Origin of the sequence: Cloacibacterium normanense (genome assembly GCF_003860565.1) — a bacterium.
Lineage (GTDB): Bacteria > Bacteroidota > Bacteroidia > Flavobacteriales > Weeksellaceae > Cloacibacterium > Cloacibacterium normanense.
Genome location: NZ_CP034157.1, coordinates 1,332,468 through 1,348,455, shown reverse-complemented (window position 1 = coordinate 1,348,455; position 15,988 = coordinate 1,332,468). Strand labels below are relative to the sequence as shown.

At 33.4% G+C, this 15,988-nt stretch carries 19 protein-coding genes and 1 pseudogene; 11 read left to right on the top strand and 9 right to left on the bottom strand.

Annotation, left to right across the window (positions count from 1 at the left end; translation table 11 throughout):
* Nucleotides 1–118 precede the first annotated feature (118 nt).
* The gene (rny, locus tag EB819_RS06180) at nt 119–1,690 is read left to right on the top strand and encodes a ribonuclease Y (RefSeq protein WP_069796598.1); all 1,572 of its coding nucleotides are present in this window, start codon (nt 119–121) and stop codon (nt 1,688–1,690) included.
* Nucleotides 1,691–1,746: 56 nt separating this feature from the next.
* Here rny and EB819_RS06175 read toward each other — a convergent pair whose 3' ends face one another.
* A complete protein-coding gene (locus EB819_RS06175; RefSeq protein ID WP_069796597.1) occupies nt 1,747–2,211 on the bottom strand; it encodes an acyl-CoA thioesterase in 465 nt (154 codons plus the stop codon).
* Nucleotides 2,212–2,280: 69 nt separating this feature from the next.
* Here EB819_RS06175 and EB819_RS06170 point away from each other — a divergent pair, with 69 nt between their 5' ends.
* Both EB819_RS06170 and EB819_RS06165 read left to right on the top strand, forming a co-directional pair.
* The gene (locus EB819_RS06170) at nt 2,281–2,634 is read left to right on the top strand and encodes an arsenate reductase family protein (RefSeq protein WP_069796595.1); all 354 of its coding nucleotides are present in this window, start codon (nt 2,281–2,283) and stop codon (nt 2,632–2,634) included.
* Complete coding sequence (locus EB819_RS06165; RefSeq protein ID WP_069796593.1) at nt 2,631–2,969, top strand: hypothetical protein; 339 nt, start codon at nt 2,631–2,633, stop codon at nt 2,967–2,969. The genes EB819_RS06170 and EB819_RS06165 overlap by 4 nt, the downstream gene beginning before the upstream one ends.
* 61 nt (nt 2,970–3,030) lie before the next feature.
* Here the strand turns inward: EB819_RS06165 and gcvT are convergent, their stop codons facing one another.
* From gcvT to EB819_RS12745, 3 genes are all read right to left on the bottom strand, one after another.
* Entirely contained in the window at nt 3,031–4,113 is a 1,083-nt protein-coding gene (gene gcvT, locus EB819_RS06160) for a glycine cleavage system aminomethyltransferase GcvT (protein WP_069796591.1), read from the bottom strand.
* Nucleotides 4,114–4,183: 70 nt separating this feature from the next.
* Nucleotides 4,184–4,693 carry an isopentenyl-diphosphate Delta-isomerase gene (gene idi, locus EB819_RS06155; protein WP_069796589.1) on the bottom strand — a complete coding sequence of 170 codons (510 nt, stop codon included), beginning with the start codon at nt 4,691–4,693 and terminating at the stop codon, nt 4,184–4,186.
* Nucleotides 4,694–4,769: 76 nt separating this feature from the next.
* Nucleotides 4,770–4,919 (bottom strand): hypothetical protein, encoded by a 150-nt coding sequence (locus tag EB819_RS12745; RefSeq protein ID WP_158005939.1) that lies wholly within the window; start codon nt 4,917–4,919, stop codon nt 4,770–4,772.
* Nucleotides 4,920–4,985: 66 nt separating this feature from the next.
* On the opposite strand from EB819_RS12745, the gene EB819_RS06150 reads away from it, so the two are divergent.
* Nucleotides 4,986–5,942, top strand: coding sequence for a D-2-hydroxyacid dehydrogenase (locus EB819_RS06150; protein WP_069796587.1), 957 nt, complete (start codon nt 4,986–4,988; stop codon nt 5,940–5,942).
* Between the two features lie 43 nt (nt 5,943–5,985).
* Here the strand turns inward: EB819_RS06150 and mscL are convergent, their stop codons facing one another.
* A complete protein-coding gene (gene mscL, locus EB819_RS06145) occupies nt 5,986–6,369 on the bottom strand; it encodes a large-conductance mechanosensitive channel protein MscL (RefSeq protein ID WP_069796585.1) in 384 nt (127 codons plus the stop codon).
* 135 nt (nt 6,370–6,504) lie between these two features.
* Between mscL and EB819_RS06140 the strand changes: the two genes are divergently transcribed.
* Nucleotides 6,505–8,004, top strand: a complete 1,500-nt coding sequence (locus EB819_RS06140) for a bifunctional ADP-dependent NAD(P)H-hydrate dehydratase/NAD(P)H-hydrate epimerase (RefSeq protein WP_069796583.1) — start codon at nt 6,505–6,507, stop codon at nt 8,002–8,004.
* A gap of 35 nt (nt 8,005–8,039) precedes the next feature.
* Here the strand turns inward: EB819_RS06140 and lgt are convergent, their stop codons facing one another.
* The gene (gene lgt, locus EB819_RS06135; protein WP_069796581.1) at nt 8,040–8,897 is read right to left on the bottom strand and encodes a prolipoprotein diacylglyceryl transferase; all 858 of its coding nucleotides are present in this window, start codon (nt 8,895–8,897) and stop codon (nt 8,040–8,042) included.
* Between the two features lie 29 nt (nt 8,898–8,926).
* Nucleotides 8,927–9,172, bottom strand: coding sequence for a membrane protein insertion efficiency factor YidD (gene yidD, locus EB819_RS06130; RefSeq protein ID WP_069796578.1), 246 nt, complete (start codon nt 9,170–9,172; stop codon nt 8,927–8,929).
* 196 nt (nt 9,173–9,368) lie between these two features.
* Between yidD and EB819_RS06125 the strand changes: the two genes are divergently transcribed.
* The 6 genes from EB819_RS06125 to EB819_RS06100 all read left to right on the top strand — a co-directional run bounded on the left by EB819_RS06125 (nt 9,369) and on the right by EB819_RS06100 (nt 14,493).
* Complete coding sequence (locus EB819_RS06125; RefSeq protein WP_069796577.1) at nt 9,369–10,340, top strand: 3-oxoacyl-ACP synthase III family protein; 972 nt, start codon at nt 9,369–9,371, stop codon at nt 10,338–10,340.
* A gap of 54 nt (nt 10,341–10,394) precedes the next feature.
* Entirely contained in the window at nt 10,395–11,219 is an 825-nt protein-coding gene (locus EB819_RS06120; protein ID WP_069796574.1) for an SDR family oxidoreductase, read from the top strand.
* Between the two features lie 375 nt (nt 11,220–11,594).
* Nucleotides 11,595–12,875, top strand: a complete 1,281-nt coding sequence (locus tag EB819_RS06115; RefSeq protein WP_069796572.1) for a replication-associated recombination protein A — start codon at nt 11,595–11,597, stop codon at nt 12,873–12,875.
* 239 nt (nt 12,876–13,114) lie between these two features.
* Complete coding sequence (locus EB819_RS06110; RefSeq protein ID WP_069796570.1) at nt 13,115–13,474, top strand: hypothetical protein; 360 nt, start codon at nt 13,115–13,117, stop codon at nt 13,472–13,474.
* A gap of 53 nt (nt 13,475–13,527) precedes the next feature.
* Nucleotides 13,528–13,794, top strand: coding sequence for a YHS domain-containing protein (locus tag EB819_RS06105; RefSeq protein WP_069796568.1), 267 nt, complete (start codon nt 13,528–13,530; stop codon nt 13,792–13,794).
* Between the two features lie 9 nt (nt 13,795–13,803).
* Entirely contained in the window at nt 13,804–14,493 is a 690-nt protein-coding gene (locus EB819_RS06100) for an SCO family protein (RefSeq protein WP_069796567.1), read from the top strand.
* Between the two features lie 36 nt (nt 14,494–14,529).
* On the opposite strand, the gene EB819_RS06095 is transcribed toward EB819_RS06100, so the two are convergent.
* Nucleotides 14,530–14,979: an Hsp20/alpha crystallin family protein gene (locus tag EB819_RS06095; RefSeq protein ID WP_069796781.1), complete on the bottom strand. Its 450-nt coding sequence runs from the start codon at nt 14,977–14,979 to the stop codon at nt 14,530–14,532.
* Nucleotides 14,980–15,145: 166 nt separating this feature from the next.
* Nucleotides 15,146–15,984, bottom strand: a pseudogene (gene pheA / locus EB819_RS06090) (prephenate dehydratase).
* Nucleotides 15,985–15,988 lie beyond the last annotated feature (4 nt).

Below are 15,988 nucleotides of genomic sequence, written 5' to 3'. Positions count from 1 at the left end.
ATGGATGTTTATTAGAATTTTATAAAATTTGGAAAATGGAATTATAGATGAGTTTAAAAACTTCCAGCATCTAACTTCCAGCTTCCTACAAAATATTGACAATTAAAACTCGATATATATGTATTTAACCACTATTATTATCGGTGCTATTTGCCTGATTTTAGGTTTGGTTGCAGGAACGTTGTTCGCAAAAAGTTCCCTAAACTCTAAAGCTAAATTCATCGTGAAAGATGCTAAAAAAAGCGCCGAAAACATTATAGAAAACGCGAATGTAAAGGCTGAAGCTATAAAAAAAGAAAAAGAAGCTCAAGCAAAAGTAAAATTCTTAGAACTCAAATCTCAGCATGACGAAAACATTAACAGTCGTGAGAAAAAAATGCAAGAAGCTGAGAAAAGAATTAGAGACAAAGAACAAAAACTAAATGACGAACTTTCTAAAACTGGAAAACTAGAAAAAGATTTAGAAAGACAAAAAGCAGAGTACGATAAAAAACACGAAATCGTACAGAAAAAACAACAAGAATTAGACGTTGCGATTGCTCAAAAAGTAGAAATGTTAGAAAAAATTTCTAACTATTCGGCAGAAGAAGCAAAAGCAGAACTCGTAGAGTCTATGAAAGCCGAAGCGAAAACCAAAGCTCAGGCTCACGTACAATCTATCATGGAAGAAGCGCAATTAAACGCTAAAAATGAAGCGAAAAAAATTGTGATTCAAACCATTCAGAGAATCGGTACGGAACAAGCAATTGAAAACTCAGTTTCTGTATTTAATATAGAATCGGATGAGGTAAAAGGTAGAATCATCGGTAGAGAAGGTAGAAACATCAGAGCTTTAGAAGCTGCAACAGGTGTAGAAATCATTGTAGATGATACTCCAGAAGCAATTTTGCTTTCTTGTTTTGATCCAGTAAGAAGAGAAGTGGCTAGATTATCACTTCACAGATTGGTAACAGACGGTAGAATTCACCCAGCGAGAATAGAAGAAGTAGTAGAAAAAACGCGTAAACAAATTGAAGAAGAAATCATTGAAGTAGGTAAAAGAACCATCATTGATTTAGGAATTCACGGTTTACATCCAGAGTTGGTTAAAATCGTAGGTAGAATGAAATTCCGTTCTTCTTATGGTCAAAACTTACTACAGCACTCTAGAGAAGTGGCAAATATCGCTGCTACTATGGCTGCTGAATTAGGCTTAAACGTAAAACTAGCAAAAAGAGCAGGTTTATTACACGATATTGGTAAAGTTCCAGAGCAAGAATCAGAACTTCCTCACGCACTTTTAGGAATGCAGTGGGCAGAGAAATTTGGAGAAAATCCAGAAGTAGTAAATGCGATTGGAGCGCACCATGACGAAGTTGAAATGACTTCTTTATTATCACCAATTATTCAAGTAGCCGATGCAATTTCTGGAGCAAGACCAGGAGCAAGAAGACAAGTTTTAGAATCTTATATCCAAAGATTAAAAGATTTAGAAGCTGCTGCATTAAGCTTTGATGGAGTGTCTAGTGCATTTGCGATTCAAGCAGGTAGAGAATTGAGAGTGATGGTAGAGTCTGCAAAAGTAACAGACGAAGTGGCTCATCAACTTTCTTATGACATTTCTGAAAAAATTCAGAATGAGTTAACTTACCCTGGTCAAGTAAAAGTGACGGTAATTAGAGAAACAAGAGCTGTAAATATCGCAAGATAATTATTCTTCAAAACAATAAATTAAAACTCCTTTCAAATTTTTGAAAGGAGTTTTTTTTACAAGAACGGTTTCATTTCGTCTTCGATTTGTTTCCTCAGATCCATCAGTTTGATGGCGTATTGTTCCATTTGTTTTTCCTGTTCAGTTTCAGGGATGAATTTTGGAACGTCTATGGTGTTTCCTTCGTCATCTACTGCCACAAAAACGATGATGCAGTGCGTTTTTTTCTCAAACTCTTTGCGTTTTATATTTCTAGAAAATACATTGATGGCAATATGCATACTGCTTTTGCCGGTGTAAATCACTTCGGCTTCTACTTTTACAATGTGACCAATTTTGATAGGTGAAAAAAATCTGATTCCACCTACATAAACCGTGACACAATAACTAGAACTCCAAGAACTTGCGCAAGCGTAGCCAGCTTGGTCTATCCATTTCATTACGCTTCCACCGTGTACATTTCCGCCATAATTTACATCTCCAGGCTCAGAAATAAACTGAAAAATAGTCTTGTTGCTCATTTGCTCTAAAATTTGAATAAAGATATTCAATAATTTTTGAAATATAGAGATTAATCTTATTTTTGAAAGATGAAAAAAGTATATTTTTTAAAGACTTGCAGCACTTGCAAAAGAATCATGTCTGAATTTGATTTAACGGATTTTGAACAAAGAGAAATCAAGTCAAAAGCTGTATCTGAAGAAGAATTGGAAGAAATGTATGCCTTGTCAAAATCTTATGAAGCACTTTTCAGCAAAAAATCTACTCAAATCAAGGAGCGAAATATAGAGGTGAAATCTTTACAAGAAGAAGATTTTAAAAAATTGATTTTAGAGGATTATCGTTTTCTAAAACGCCCCGTTTTTATTATCAATCAAGAGATTTTTATAGGAAGTGACAAGAAAAATATTGAAGAATTAAATAGTTTTTTAAAATATAAATGAATAAATTTCTTTTATTAATATTATTCTTTAGCTTAAATCTGAATGCTCAAACGGTTTACAAAACACCTTCAGGAAATAAATACCATATGTCATCATGTAGAATGGTGAAAAATGTATCTTCTGGAGTTTCTTTGAGTAAAGCAATAGAACTTGGATTATCTCCTTGTAAAATTTGTAAACCTCCAATTTCATCTGCTTACCATTTGGTTTCTAAACCTAAGACGGTTAATGGAGTAAATTCTAAAAATCAGTGCAAAGGAATTACCAAAGCGGGAAAAAGATGTAAACATTTCACGAGGATAGGAAATGATTATTGCTATCAACATCAACCATAAAAATTAAAATAAAAAAGCAGTTCGGAAAGAACTGCTTTTTGAGTATGTTATAAAAACTTCCTTATACAAAAGGTAATTTTACCACTTTAGCAGGAATATTTTTATTTCTGATTTGAATAAAGATTTCAGAATCTAATTTGAAGTAAGGTTTAGCTACATAAGCAAGACCAACTCCCACTTTTTTCAAAGGGCTCATCGTTCCAGAAGTTACTTTTCCGATTTCATTTCCTTCTGCATCTACCACCAAATAATCATGTCTAGGAATGGCTTTTTCTTGCATTTCGAAACCTACTAATTTTCTAGAAACGCCTTCTTCTTTTTGTTTTAAAAGGAATTCTTTATCTACAAATTCTTTGTCGAATTTAGTAATCCAGCCTAATCCAGCTTCTAATGGAGACGTAGTATCATCAATATCATTTCCGTAAAGACAAAAACCTTTCTCTAATCTCAAAGTATCTCTAGAAGCCAATCCACAAGGAATTAGTCCGAATTCTTCACCTGCTTTTGTCAGTTCGTCCCAAAGTTTTTCTGCATTTTCATTTCCGAAATAAATTTCAAAACCGCCACTACCAGTATAGCCAGTGTTTGAAATAATTACGTTTTCTACGCCAGCAACAGTTCCCACCGTAAAATGGTAATAAGGAATTTCAGAAAGATTGGTGTCGGTAAGTTTTTGAAGGGTTTCTACAGCTTTCGGACCTTGAATCGCGATAAGAGAAGTTTCATCTGAAATATTGCTTAATTGAGCCCCGAATTTTTCATTATAATGAGAAAAATGATTCCAATCTTTTTCGATGTTAGAAGCGTTAACGACTACAAAATATTTTTCGTCATTCATTTTATAAACGATTAAATCGTCTACTATTCCGCCTTTTCCATTCGGTAGACAAGAATATTGTGCTTGTCCGTTCGTCAGTTTTTCTACATTGTTAGATGTGATAAATTGGAGTAAGTTTTTAGCTTCTGGACCTTCTACATAAAACTGTCCCATGTGTGAAACATCAAAAATTCCTACTTTTTCGCGTACGGCAAAATGCTCTTCCGTAACGCCAGAATATTGTACAGGCATTTCGAAACCTGCAAAAGGAACCATTTTAGCTCCTAAAGAAACGTGCTTATTATACAGCGCTGTTTTTTTATCCATTTTTTATTTTTTTAACTTGATAAAAGATATTTTTTAATTTTTAACCTTTGCCTTTACCTTTACCTCTACCTTAAAGATGATGCTTGTACTCTTCTAGAATTATTTTAAACCATTCAGTAAAATATTCAGGGTTTTGTTTCATTTCTTGGTCTAATTTTTCCATAGAAATGTATCTTACTTCGGCTACTTCTTCTGAATTCAATTGAAAATCTCCTTCATAATTTCCTACAAAAACATGGTCTAATTCGTGTTCCCAGAGATTTCCACCTACATCTGCTTTATAAATAAAATAGAATTTTTCTGAAATTTCGGTATCTATTCCCAATTCTTCTTTTAATCTTCTTTTGGCTGCTTCTTCATAGGTTTCCTTCGCTCTAGGATGGGAGCAACATGCATTCGTCCATTGATTGGGAGAATGGTATTTTTCGGCGGCTCTTTTCTGCAGAAGCATTTCGCCTTTTGAATTAAATAAAAATACAGAAAATGCTCTATGCAACAAACCATTGATATGTGCTGGTTGTTTTTCCATCAAGCCTAGAACTTCATCATTTTCGGTAACTAAAACTACTTTTTCTTCCATAATTGTTCGAATTCTCAAATTTAATGATAATCTACGAGATAAAGAATTGATTTTAGAAATTTGAATTCTTTATACTTTACATAGCTTTTTTTGTGCGTAAAATTTTTAAAAAACCTTTATTAATTAGGGATTTAATATCTATAATTTTCTCTAACTTTGCAACTTGAAAATCAGATATTGGAGCATTAAATACAAATGCTGCTGCTGAAATTCTTGTTAAAGACAAAATTTTTGAGCAACAAGAATTTATAGATTCTAAAATTTTAATGATTAATCTAAAAAAAAAATATAAATGAAGGTATTAGCAAATGATGGGTTAACGCTGTCAGGAATCAATGCTTTAGAAGAAAAAGGTTTTACTGTAATTACAGAAAAAGTTCCTCAAGAAGAACTTGTTTCTTACATTAATGCAGAAAAAATCAGAACACTTTTGGTAAGAAGTGCAACTAAGGTGACTAAGGAAATCATAGACAACTGCCCATCTCTACAAATCATAGGAAGAGGTGGAGTAGGAATGGATAACATAGAAGTAGCATACGCTAGAGAAAAAGGACTTCATGTAATCAATACACCAGCTGCTTCCTCTGAAAGCGTTGCAGAATTGGTTTTTGCACATTTATTTACAGGATGCAGATTTTTACAAGATTCTAATAGAAAAATGCCAGTTTCGGGGCAAACAGAATTTGCGAAACTTAAAAAATCTTACGAAAAAGGGTTAGAATTAAGAGGAAAAACGATTGGTATTGTTGGCTTGGGTAGAATTGGTCAAGAAGTCGCAAGAATCGCGCTTGGATTGGGAATGAAAGTCATCGCTTCTGACGTAATGATCGATAAAACAAGTGTAAGAGTAGATTTCTATAACAATCAATATATCGATATAGAAATTGTAACCGAATCTTTCGAAGAAGTGATAAAACAAGCGGACTTTATAACGCTTCATGTTCCTGCTCAAAAATCTGCGATTATCGGCAAAGAAGAAATCGCTAAAATGAAAGATGGAGTAGCGTTAATCAATTGTGCAAGAGGTGGCGTAATAGATGAAGAAGCCTTAATAGAAGCTTTAGATGCTGGTAAAGTTTCTTTTGCGGGATTAGATGTTTTCGTGAATGAACCTACACCATCAGAAAAAATTCTTATTCATCCTAAAATTTCTTTAACACCTCATACTGGAGCGTCTACTTTAGAAGCGCAAGACAGAATTGGTGAAGAATTGGCGATGCAGGTTGCAAGTATATTAAAAATTTCATAATAAAGAAACTCCGAAAATTTTCGGAGTTTCTTTATTATGAAATTTATGATTTGTTTTTTAATAAATCTCTTATTTCTGCTAAAAGTTCTTCTTGTGTTGGTCCTGCAGGTGCAGATGGAGCTGGTTCTTCTTTCTTTTTCATCGTATTAATTACTTTTATTAATAAAAAGATGACAAAAGAAATAATCAAGAAACTGAGTACAGCAGCAAGGAAATTACCATATAAAATTCCACCATCAGTTTTTAATTCTTGGATTTTTTCTAAGTTTGCAGCCTTTAGAGCTGGTGTTAGTAAAGCAGGAGTGATGACATCATCTACCAATGAACTAACGATTTTTCCGAAAGCAGCACCTATGATTACTCCTACTGCTAAATCCATTGCATTTCCTTTAGCAATAAATTCTTTAAATTCTTTTATTAATCCCATAGTTTTATAATTTATATTTTAACAAATGTAAAAATTTAATCTAAATATTCTTTGAAATTTGTTCAAAATTTTAGATAAAAACAGTCTCTATATTGATTAGTTTTTGTTGTAAATTTGTAAAACACAATCCTTGTTATGAAAATTTTTTCAGCTGCTCAAATTAAAAATGGAGATTTATTTACCATCAAAAATGAACCCATTGCTTCTGTTCATTTAATGGAAAAAGCAGCGATGGCTTGCACAGATTTTATTCACCATAAATATCTTAAAACGCAGAATATTCTTATTTTTTGTGGCAACGGAAATAATGGAGGAGATGGTTTCGCAATGGCCAGATTGCTTTATCAAAAAGGTTTTGATGTAGATGTATTCATTGATAAAAGTAAGAAAGGTTTTTCGAAAGATGCGGAAATCAATTACCATAGATTAAAAGAATTTTTAGGAATCAGAATTCTAGATTTTACAGATTTTAATGAGGGTTTCATTAATGAAGATTCCATCATTGTAGATGCTTTGTTCGGGACAGGATTGAACAGAAAAATCGAAGGTGAAATAGCCAAAATTATTCTAAAACTCAACCCAATTCATGTTCATAAAATAGCGATTGATATTCCTTCAGGAGTCTTTGCCGATGAGAATATTCCCGAAAATGCGGTTGTTTTCAAAGCAGATGAAACCTTGTCTTTGCAGTTCTGCAAACAATCATTTTTGCATCCAGAAATCAGCGAATATTGCGGTAAAATTCACATTTTAGAAATCGGAATCAGTAAAAAATATATAGAAAATACTGAAACGCCACATTATATTATAGACGAAGAAATCGTAAGAAAAATTTATAAAAAAAGAAAAGATACTTCTCACAAAGGAAATTATGGCAAAACATGCATTGTAGCGGGATGTTTTGGGAAAATTGGAGCTGCGGTTCTGGCCACGAAATCAGCCTTGTTTTCCGGGAGCGGTTTAACTTATATTTTGGCGCCAAAATGCGGTTACGAAATTCTGCAAACCACTTGTCCAGAAGCGATGTATTTATACGGAGGAGAAGATTTTATTAAAAATTTTACAGTAGAGAATGATTTCACGTATGGAATAGGTCCTGGATTGGGAACAGATTACGAAACTGAGGAAAAATTAATGCATTTTCTCAAAAATTATAATGAGCCATTGGTTTTAGATGCAGATGCGTTAAATTTGATTTCTAAAAATTCAGAAAATTTAAATTTAATTCCAAAAAATTCAATTATCACGCCTCATCCTAAAGAGTTTTCTAGACTTTTTGGAGAATCCAAAGATTCTTTTGAACGATTAGAATTGGCCAAATCAAAGGCAAAGGAATTGGGTATTTATATCGTTCTCAAAGGTCATCACACCCAAATCATCACTCCTGAAGGAAACGTATTTTATAACATTACAGGAAACTCTGGCTTGGCAAAAGGTGGAAGTGGAGATGTTTTATTGGGAATTATTACCTCATTTTTAGCACAAGGTTATTCGCCTGAAAATGCAGCGATTTTTGGAGTTTGGCTTCATGGGAAAGCTGCGGATTTCACCGCAGAAAAACATTCTAAAGAAGCGATGCTTGCTTCAGATGTCATTCAGCACATTGGCGAAGTTTTTAAATATTTACAAAAATAAAGGGAAACAATTTACTGTTTCCCTTTTTTATGATATTAGAATTTATCTTCGTATTTGAAATTTTTAGAATAAAGCATTACCGCTAATCCTATAATGACTAATGGAATTGATAAAACCTGACCTGTATTGAGAATTCCAAGGGTGATTTTTTCTTCTCCTTGAGGTTCTTTTAAGAATTCTACTAAAAATCTGATGGTCCAAAGTACAGCAAAGAAAAACCCGAAAAGCCAACCTTGACTGTATTTTTTCTTCGTGTAAAGATAAATTCCCCACATTACAAAAAATAATGCTAAATAAGAAAATGCTTCGAACAACTGAGTAGGATACCGTGGAACAATTTCTCCGTATTCCATACTTTGTTGAGGAAATAATACGGCAAATGGTGAATCTGGTGCTGGTTTTCCTACGATTTCTGAGTTGAAAAAATTTCCCATTCTGATAAAAAATCCAGCTAAAGCCACGGTAATGGCTAATCTGTCTAATAACCAAAGTGGATTTTTCTTCAAAACTTTTATCGCAATAATAATGGTAGAAATAACCAAAACTATTGCAGCTCCATGACTTGCAAGTCCCGAAAATCCCGTGAATTTGAATTCTGGAACCGTCTGAATTGGCAAGAAAACACTCCAGAAATCTTGTTTAAATAATTCTGGTTGATAGAAAATTACGTGACCTAATCTTGCGCCGAGAATCGTTCCGATTAAAGTCCAAGTGAAAATGGTGTCTAAACTTTTTTCGCTTTCGTGGTCTATTTTGAACATTTTTACAAATAAATAGTAACCAATTCCGAAGGCTAAAACAAACATTAAACTGTAATAATGTAAGGTAAAAGTCCCGATTTCTATTCCTTTAGAAGGATCCCAAGTGAAATATAATAGCGTAGCTAAATTCATATATTTTTATTGATTTGTTAGTATTTTTTTTAATGTTGATGTTCTTTTTTGGGCGGTACAGGATCGTAACCGCTTCCACCCCAAGGATGACAGCTAGAAATTCTCTTTGCACTTAGATAAATTCCTTTAAAAAGTCCGTGAACTTTTAATGCTTCCACCGTATAATGCGAACAAGTAGGTTCATATCTGCAATTTTTTCCCAACCATGGAGAAATTCCATATTGATAAATTTTTATCAATACAATGAGCGGAAATATGAGAATTTTATTCAGCATGAGGTATAAAATACAAATGTAAGTTTTTTTTAAGTTTTCCTGAAACTTGATTTTTAAATTATTTATTTCAATTTAGAGTATTAGCAATGAATTTTATAAAAATTTGTTTAATTAGGTTTTAAAATGATAAAAAAATGCGTTAATGTTTTTTATTTACAGTTTTTATCATGACATTTGTTTATAAAATAATAAGATTATGAAGAGAGCGTATATCAAAGGGACGGGTTCTTATACTCCGCCAAAAGTGATAAAAAATGATTTTTTTGAAGCAGTAGGTTCTAATGATGAATGGATTTTTAAAAATTTAGGAATTAAAGAACGCAGGATTGTGGAAGGTGAAGTAACCAGCGATTTGGCTTCTAAAGCGGCTTTAATTGCACTAGAAGATGCTGGAATTACAGCTGAAGAAGTGAACCTCATTATCGTAGCTACTTCTACACCAGACAGACAAGCGCCTTCTACGGCTTGTTTCGTACAAGAAAAAATAAATGCACCTCATGCTGTCGCTTTTGATATTTCGGCAGTTTGTTCGGGCGGAATTTATGGTTTAGCCATTGGTAGCCAATTTATACAAACTGGAATGTATAAAAATGTTTTGGTGATAGGAGCTGATGTTTTTTCGAGTATTACAGATTGGTCACGTAAAGATTCTGTGTTTTTTGGAGATGGAGCAGGAGCGGTATTATTATCGGCAACTACTGAAGACAAAGGGTTTATAGATTTTAAACTTCATGCTGATGGTAAAGGAAAATATCATTTTAATATTCCAGCTGGTGGTTGTGAAATTCCGGCAAGTGAAGAAACCATTAAACAAGGGCTTCACTATTTCCAGATGAATGGCAAAGAAGTTTTTAATACAGCGACTAAAGTATTGCCAGAAGTAATTCACGAAGTTTTAGCAGATAATAACTTAACGGCAAATGATATTGACTGGGTGATTCCACATCAGCCAAGTGTTAGAATTTTACAAAAAGTAGCTGAGGAAGTAAATATTCCGTTTGAAAAAGTAATGACCAATATGGATAAATATGCCAATACTTCTGGGGGAACCATCCCAATAGTTTTAGACGAAACCTATAAAAGCGGAAAAATAAAAGAAGGGAATACCTTACTTTTTGCAGCCGTAGGTTCTGGTTGGACTTGGGGAGCAGCCTTATATAAAGTCTAGAATTTCAGACGTGTATTAAAATTTTATCAATTATTTCAAACCTCCTATTTTATTATGTTTACTAATCAAACCTTTTTAATTACAGGAATCGCAGACGAAAATTCACTCGCTATGTACGTTGCCAAAAAAATCATCAAAAATAACGGAAACGTAGTGTGTACAGGTCTAGGCGTAACTCCATTTCATAAAAATCTTTCAGAAAAAGCAGAAAGTTTTCTTAATAAATCTTACAATGATTTTGAAAATGCTTGTAAAAAATTATTAGGAGAAAATGTGCTAACTTTTCCATTAGATATTACCTTGCCAGAAAGTTTAGAGGCTCTCACAGATTTTCTAAATGAAAAGAATGTTAAGCTTAATGGTTTTCTTCATGCGATTGCTATGGACAAAACCATTCGTCAGAAATCTGTAAAACCCATGCTGGAAGTTACAGCAGATGAATTTAATGATACCATGACGGTGTCTGCATTTTCTTTAATAAGCCTTTCTCACGCATTATTGAAAAGCAAAGTTTTACAAAATGGTTCTTCTATAGTTACTTTAAGTTACATTGCAGCAGAGAAGGTTTCATTCTTTCCTTATATCAATATGAGTATTGCAAAAGCAGCATTAGAAAGACTCACGATTGAAATGGCTTATGAATTAGGAAGAGATTTCGGCATTAGAGCAAATTGTGTTCGTTTTTCACCATATATGGGAAGTAAAGCAGGAAATGCTACGCTAAAAATTGAAGATGTAGAAAGAGCCAATAGAATCAGCCCTCTAGGAAATGCACATCCCGAAGATTTAGCCCACGAAGTAGTGCATTTATTCAGAAAAGACATTAGAATTACAGGCGAAATTCGTCATGTAGACGGTGGTTTTCACATTATGGGTTAAAATTTTTAGAAGCACACGTTTTCAGTATTTTTTCACTTGTCTTCGTGCTGCAGCCACTCGCTTTTTTTTCCCAAAGCTTATGCCAACATAAAAAAGAGCTCAAACAATGGCAGCATCACGGCTATTTTTCACCATTTTTCTTCTTTTCACTTTCTTAAAAAGAATAGGTTTCAAATTTTAGAAATAGTAAAAAGAATAAATTTGCGAATTTTAAAAATATCAATAGGAACGGGCTTTAGCCCGTTTCTTTTTTTAGAAAATTCCATTCGGCTTTAGCCGAAATTTAAAGATTTTATACTTTAACGGAATTTAAAATCAAATTCAAATAGAAAATCCTAAAAATTTTCTCAAATTTGTATCTCAAACCCCAAAATTTTGTACAAAAATATTCCTTTAGCCGAAAAACTCAGACCTAAAACACTAGACGAAGTTTTAGGGCAAGAACATCTTACTGGAAACAACGGAACTATCCGTAAAATGCTAGAAAATGACACGCTCAATTCTCTCATTTTATGGGGACCTCCCGGAACTGGAAAGACTACTTTGGCAGAAATTATTTCTTCTACTTCTGGAAGGAAATTTTTCAAGCTTTCGGCGGTTTCTTCTGGAGTAAAAGAAGTGAGAGAAGTGATAGAAGATGCCAAAAAACAGAATCTTTTCACGGGGAAATCACCGATTTTGTTCATAGACGAGATTCACCGTTTTAACAAATCTCAACAAGATTCATTGCTTCATGCGGTAGAAAAAGGTTGGATTGTATTAATTGGAGCTACTACAGAAAATCCGAGTTTCGAAGTGGTTTCGGCGTTGCTTTCTCGTTCACAAGTGTATGTTTTGAAGTCTCTAAGTTTTGAAAAATTAGAAGAACTCGCAGAAATAGCCCTTTCCAGATATAATGAAGAAGAACAAACGCATTTTACACTCAAAGAAAAAGAAGCGCTGATTCAATATTCTGGTGGCGATGCTCGAAAACTCATTAATTCTATAGAATTGGTTCTCAATCAATTCAAAAATGTAAAAGAAAAAGAAATCACCAACGAAGATGTGCTTTCTGTTTTGCAAGAAACGATGGCGCTTTATGATAAAAATGGAGAACAGCATTATGATATTATTTCGGCGTTTATCAAATCTATGCGCGGTTCTGACCCAAATGGAGCGGTGTATTGGCTTGCCAGAATGATTGCAGGTGGAGAAGATGTGAAATTTATTGCACGCAGAATGCTCATTTTAGCAGCTGAAGATATTGGTTTGGCGAATCCAAATGCTTTGACGGTTGCTAATAATTGCTTTCAAGCGGTAAATGTCATTGGAAATCCTGAATCTAGAATTATTTTGAGCGAAACAGCCGTTTATTTGGCTTGTTCACCGAAATCTAACTCTACTTATAAAGCGATTGATGCTGCACTTGCTGTCGTAAAACAAACCGGGAATTTGCCAGTTCCGTTGCATCTGAGAAATGCACCAACCAAACTGATGAAAGACTTAGATTATGGCAAAGAATATCAATATGCGCATTCTTACGAAGGAAATTTTGTAAACCAAGAATTCTTGCCCGATGAAATTTCTGGAACGCAATTCTATGTTCCTGGCGAAAACGCTACAGAAAGGAAAATCCGCGAAGAATTGCAGAAAAAATGGAAGGGAAAATATTCTTAGTAAGGATGTTGGAAGCTAGATGATGAAAGATTGGATTTCTATGAAGTGTTGCGTAGGAACGTTATATGTGTAGAAAATTTCCCCAAATAAAATAAAGTTCCATAGGAACGAAAGGTTTGTAGAAATAATGAACACCTAGAAAGGCGTTCCGTAGGAACGCTATGTGTGTAGCACTTCAAAGTTACAAAAATCACAAAGAGTTATATTTAAAATTCCTTAAATTTGTCATTCTTTAAAAAATGAGAATTGTAATTGCCATATTTTTATTTTTGGTGATGTCAGTGCGTTCTGTGCTGCCATTATTAGATTATGCGGTGAATTACAACTATATTTCTACTCAACTTTGCGAAAACCAATCTGAACCTGATTTGCGATGCAACGGAAAATGCTACTTGAAACACGAAATGGCAAAATCTTCTGAAAATCAGTCAACTAAAATTCAGAAAGTGGAGTTTTTACAATTATTTCTTCCTACGGAAAGTTTAGCGATACAAGAACAAGAGCATCAGGATTTTTCAAAAACGAAAGTTTTCATCCATCACTTTAATTTTACTTTTCAAGATTTTTACCCTGATTTTTTTCATCCACCTTTAGTTTGAAATTAATTTTCGTACTTTTATTCAATTAATTTTAACTTTAAAAAAATCAAAAAATGAAATCTATATTAACCATTGCTTTTGTAGCAATTTCTATATTATCTTCTTGTCAACAAACTCCAGAAACCAAAAAAGTTCATGACCATAAAAAAACGACCCAAAAATTAGACGTAAAAGTGGTGAACGAAGAAGACCCAATTTGTGGAATGAAAACAGCACAGTTTTTAAAAGATACTGCTGTTTATAAAGGAAAAACCTATGGTTTCTGTAATAAACTTTGCAAAGAAGAATTCAAAAAAAATCCTAAAAAATACGCAAAATAATTTCTGAACATGACGAAACCTAAAAAAGCGTCTGGTTTTGGAATGAATAAAATGCTGGTGTACCAAATGATAGCTTTAGTGGTTATTGTTCTGGCATTTATCGCAGGAAATTACTTTTTCAAGAAAAGTCTTCATACGGTAATGAAGGCGCCAAATTTTGAATTAATCGACCAAAATAATCGTAGAATTTCAAATACAGATATGCTAGGAAAAGTCTTTGTAGTAGAGTTTTTCTATGCGAGATGTCCTACAATTTGTCCGATTATGAATAACAATCTGAAATTCGTAGATAAAGCGATTAAGAGCAAAGATTTTGGGATTATTTCCATTTCTATAGATCCAGAAAATGACACGCCAGAATTTTTAAAAGCACATGCCAAAAAACTTGGAGTTACCAATCCCAGTTGGCATTTTTTGACGGGAAATAGAGATTACATCGGTGATTTAGCCAATGAATTTGATATTTATGTAGGCGATAAAGATGACCAGTCAGAAAGTCTTAATCACAGCGGAATGCTGGCTTTGGTAGACAAAGAAGGCAATGTGAGATGCAGATTTGGAAAAGATGGCATGCCGATTCTTTATTATTCTGGACTGAATTATGATGATCAAGAAGGAAAAAATGCGAGTTTAAAAGGCAAATTCCAGCCAGACAGAAAATTATTGATAGAAGATATTCAGAAACTTCTAGAAGAATAAATAAACGGTGAGAAATTTTCTCACCGTTTTCATTTGTTATTTAATCTCTATGGTTTTCACTTCTTTTTTGGCGTTTTCTCTTTTAGGAACCGCCAATTTCAGAATGCCATTGTCATATTTTGCTTCGATGTGTTCTACATCTACAATATCAGAAGGCATGGTAAATGAACGGGTGAATGATTGATAATTAAATTCTCTTCTGGTGTAGTTTTTCTTCTCATCTCTTTCTTCGTTTTCGGTTTGAGATTCCGAAGAAATGGTAAGAATGTTTCGATCGATGTTAATTTTAAAATCTTCTTTTTTCAATCCTGGAACCGCCATTTCAATTTCGTAATGGGTTTCGGTTTCTTTCACGTTTACAGAAGGCATGGTAAATCCCATTTCTGTAAGGTTTTTTTCATTCCAGTTAAATAAATCTTTGGTAAAAAAATCATCAAAGAAACTATTTAACCCTGTCATTGGATTTCTTTTCATTAAAGTTGACATTTTTTTAAGTTTTAAGGTTAAACTTCCGTGATGAAACAGCAATAAAAAATCGCTGAATTTTCAAAACAAAATTACAGCGATTTAAAGATTTTAGAAAGTGTTTTTAGATAAATTTAGATTGAAAATTTCTATAATTTATAAATTTAATATGCTAAAAATCAATGGTTTAAATTTCTAGTAAGTATTCGTTATAGTGACCTAAAAATTTCACTTCTGTACCTAGAGATTTCAGTTCTTCTAAGGCGTTATTAGACAAGACAGGATGCCATTCATTCGCCACATTAATGAAGAAAAAGTAATTTCCTAATCCAGTTTTCAGGGTTCGGCTTTCAATTTTGGTTAAATTCATTTTTCGCCATGCAAAAACAGAGAGAACTTGATGCAAACCTCCTGCATGATCTTCTGGCAAAGTAATGATAAGAGAGGTTTTTTCGGTAATTTTATTTTGGGAAAGGTTCAATCTTTCTCCTTTTTTAGAAATCACAATAAACTTGGTGTGATTTTGCTCTATATCTTGAATATTTTGGTGAATGATTTTCAGTCCGTATAATTTTGCGGCATAAGAATTGGCAATCGCAGCGTATTTTTTTTCAGGATTTTCGGCCACTCTTTTTGCAGCAGCAGCAGTAGAACCGAATTCTTGCTTAATCACATCTTTATATTCTTTGTCCAAAAAATGATAACATTGTGCCAAAGCTTGAGGATGAGAATAAATTTTCTCAATTTCTGTATTGTCTGGATGAATCATCAGTTGATGAGAAATGGGCATCACTACTTCTGTTTCCACAAAAATTCCGTCAAAATCATAAAGATAATCCAGCGTCATAGAAACTGTTCCTTCGATAGAATTTTCGAGGGAACTACGGCTTTTTCTACCCAATCATCTTGAACTGCCTTGAAACAATCTAAAATATTAGACTGTGGCAGAAGTTCTTCATTGGGGAAAATTTGTGAAGTTGCAAGCTGTGTAAAACTAGCTTGTGGTCCGAGGAAAGCGATTTTCATAGTA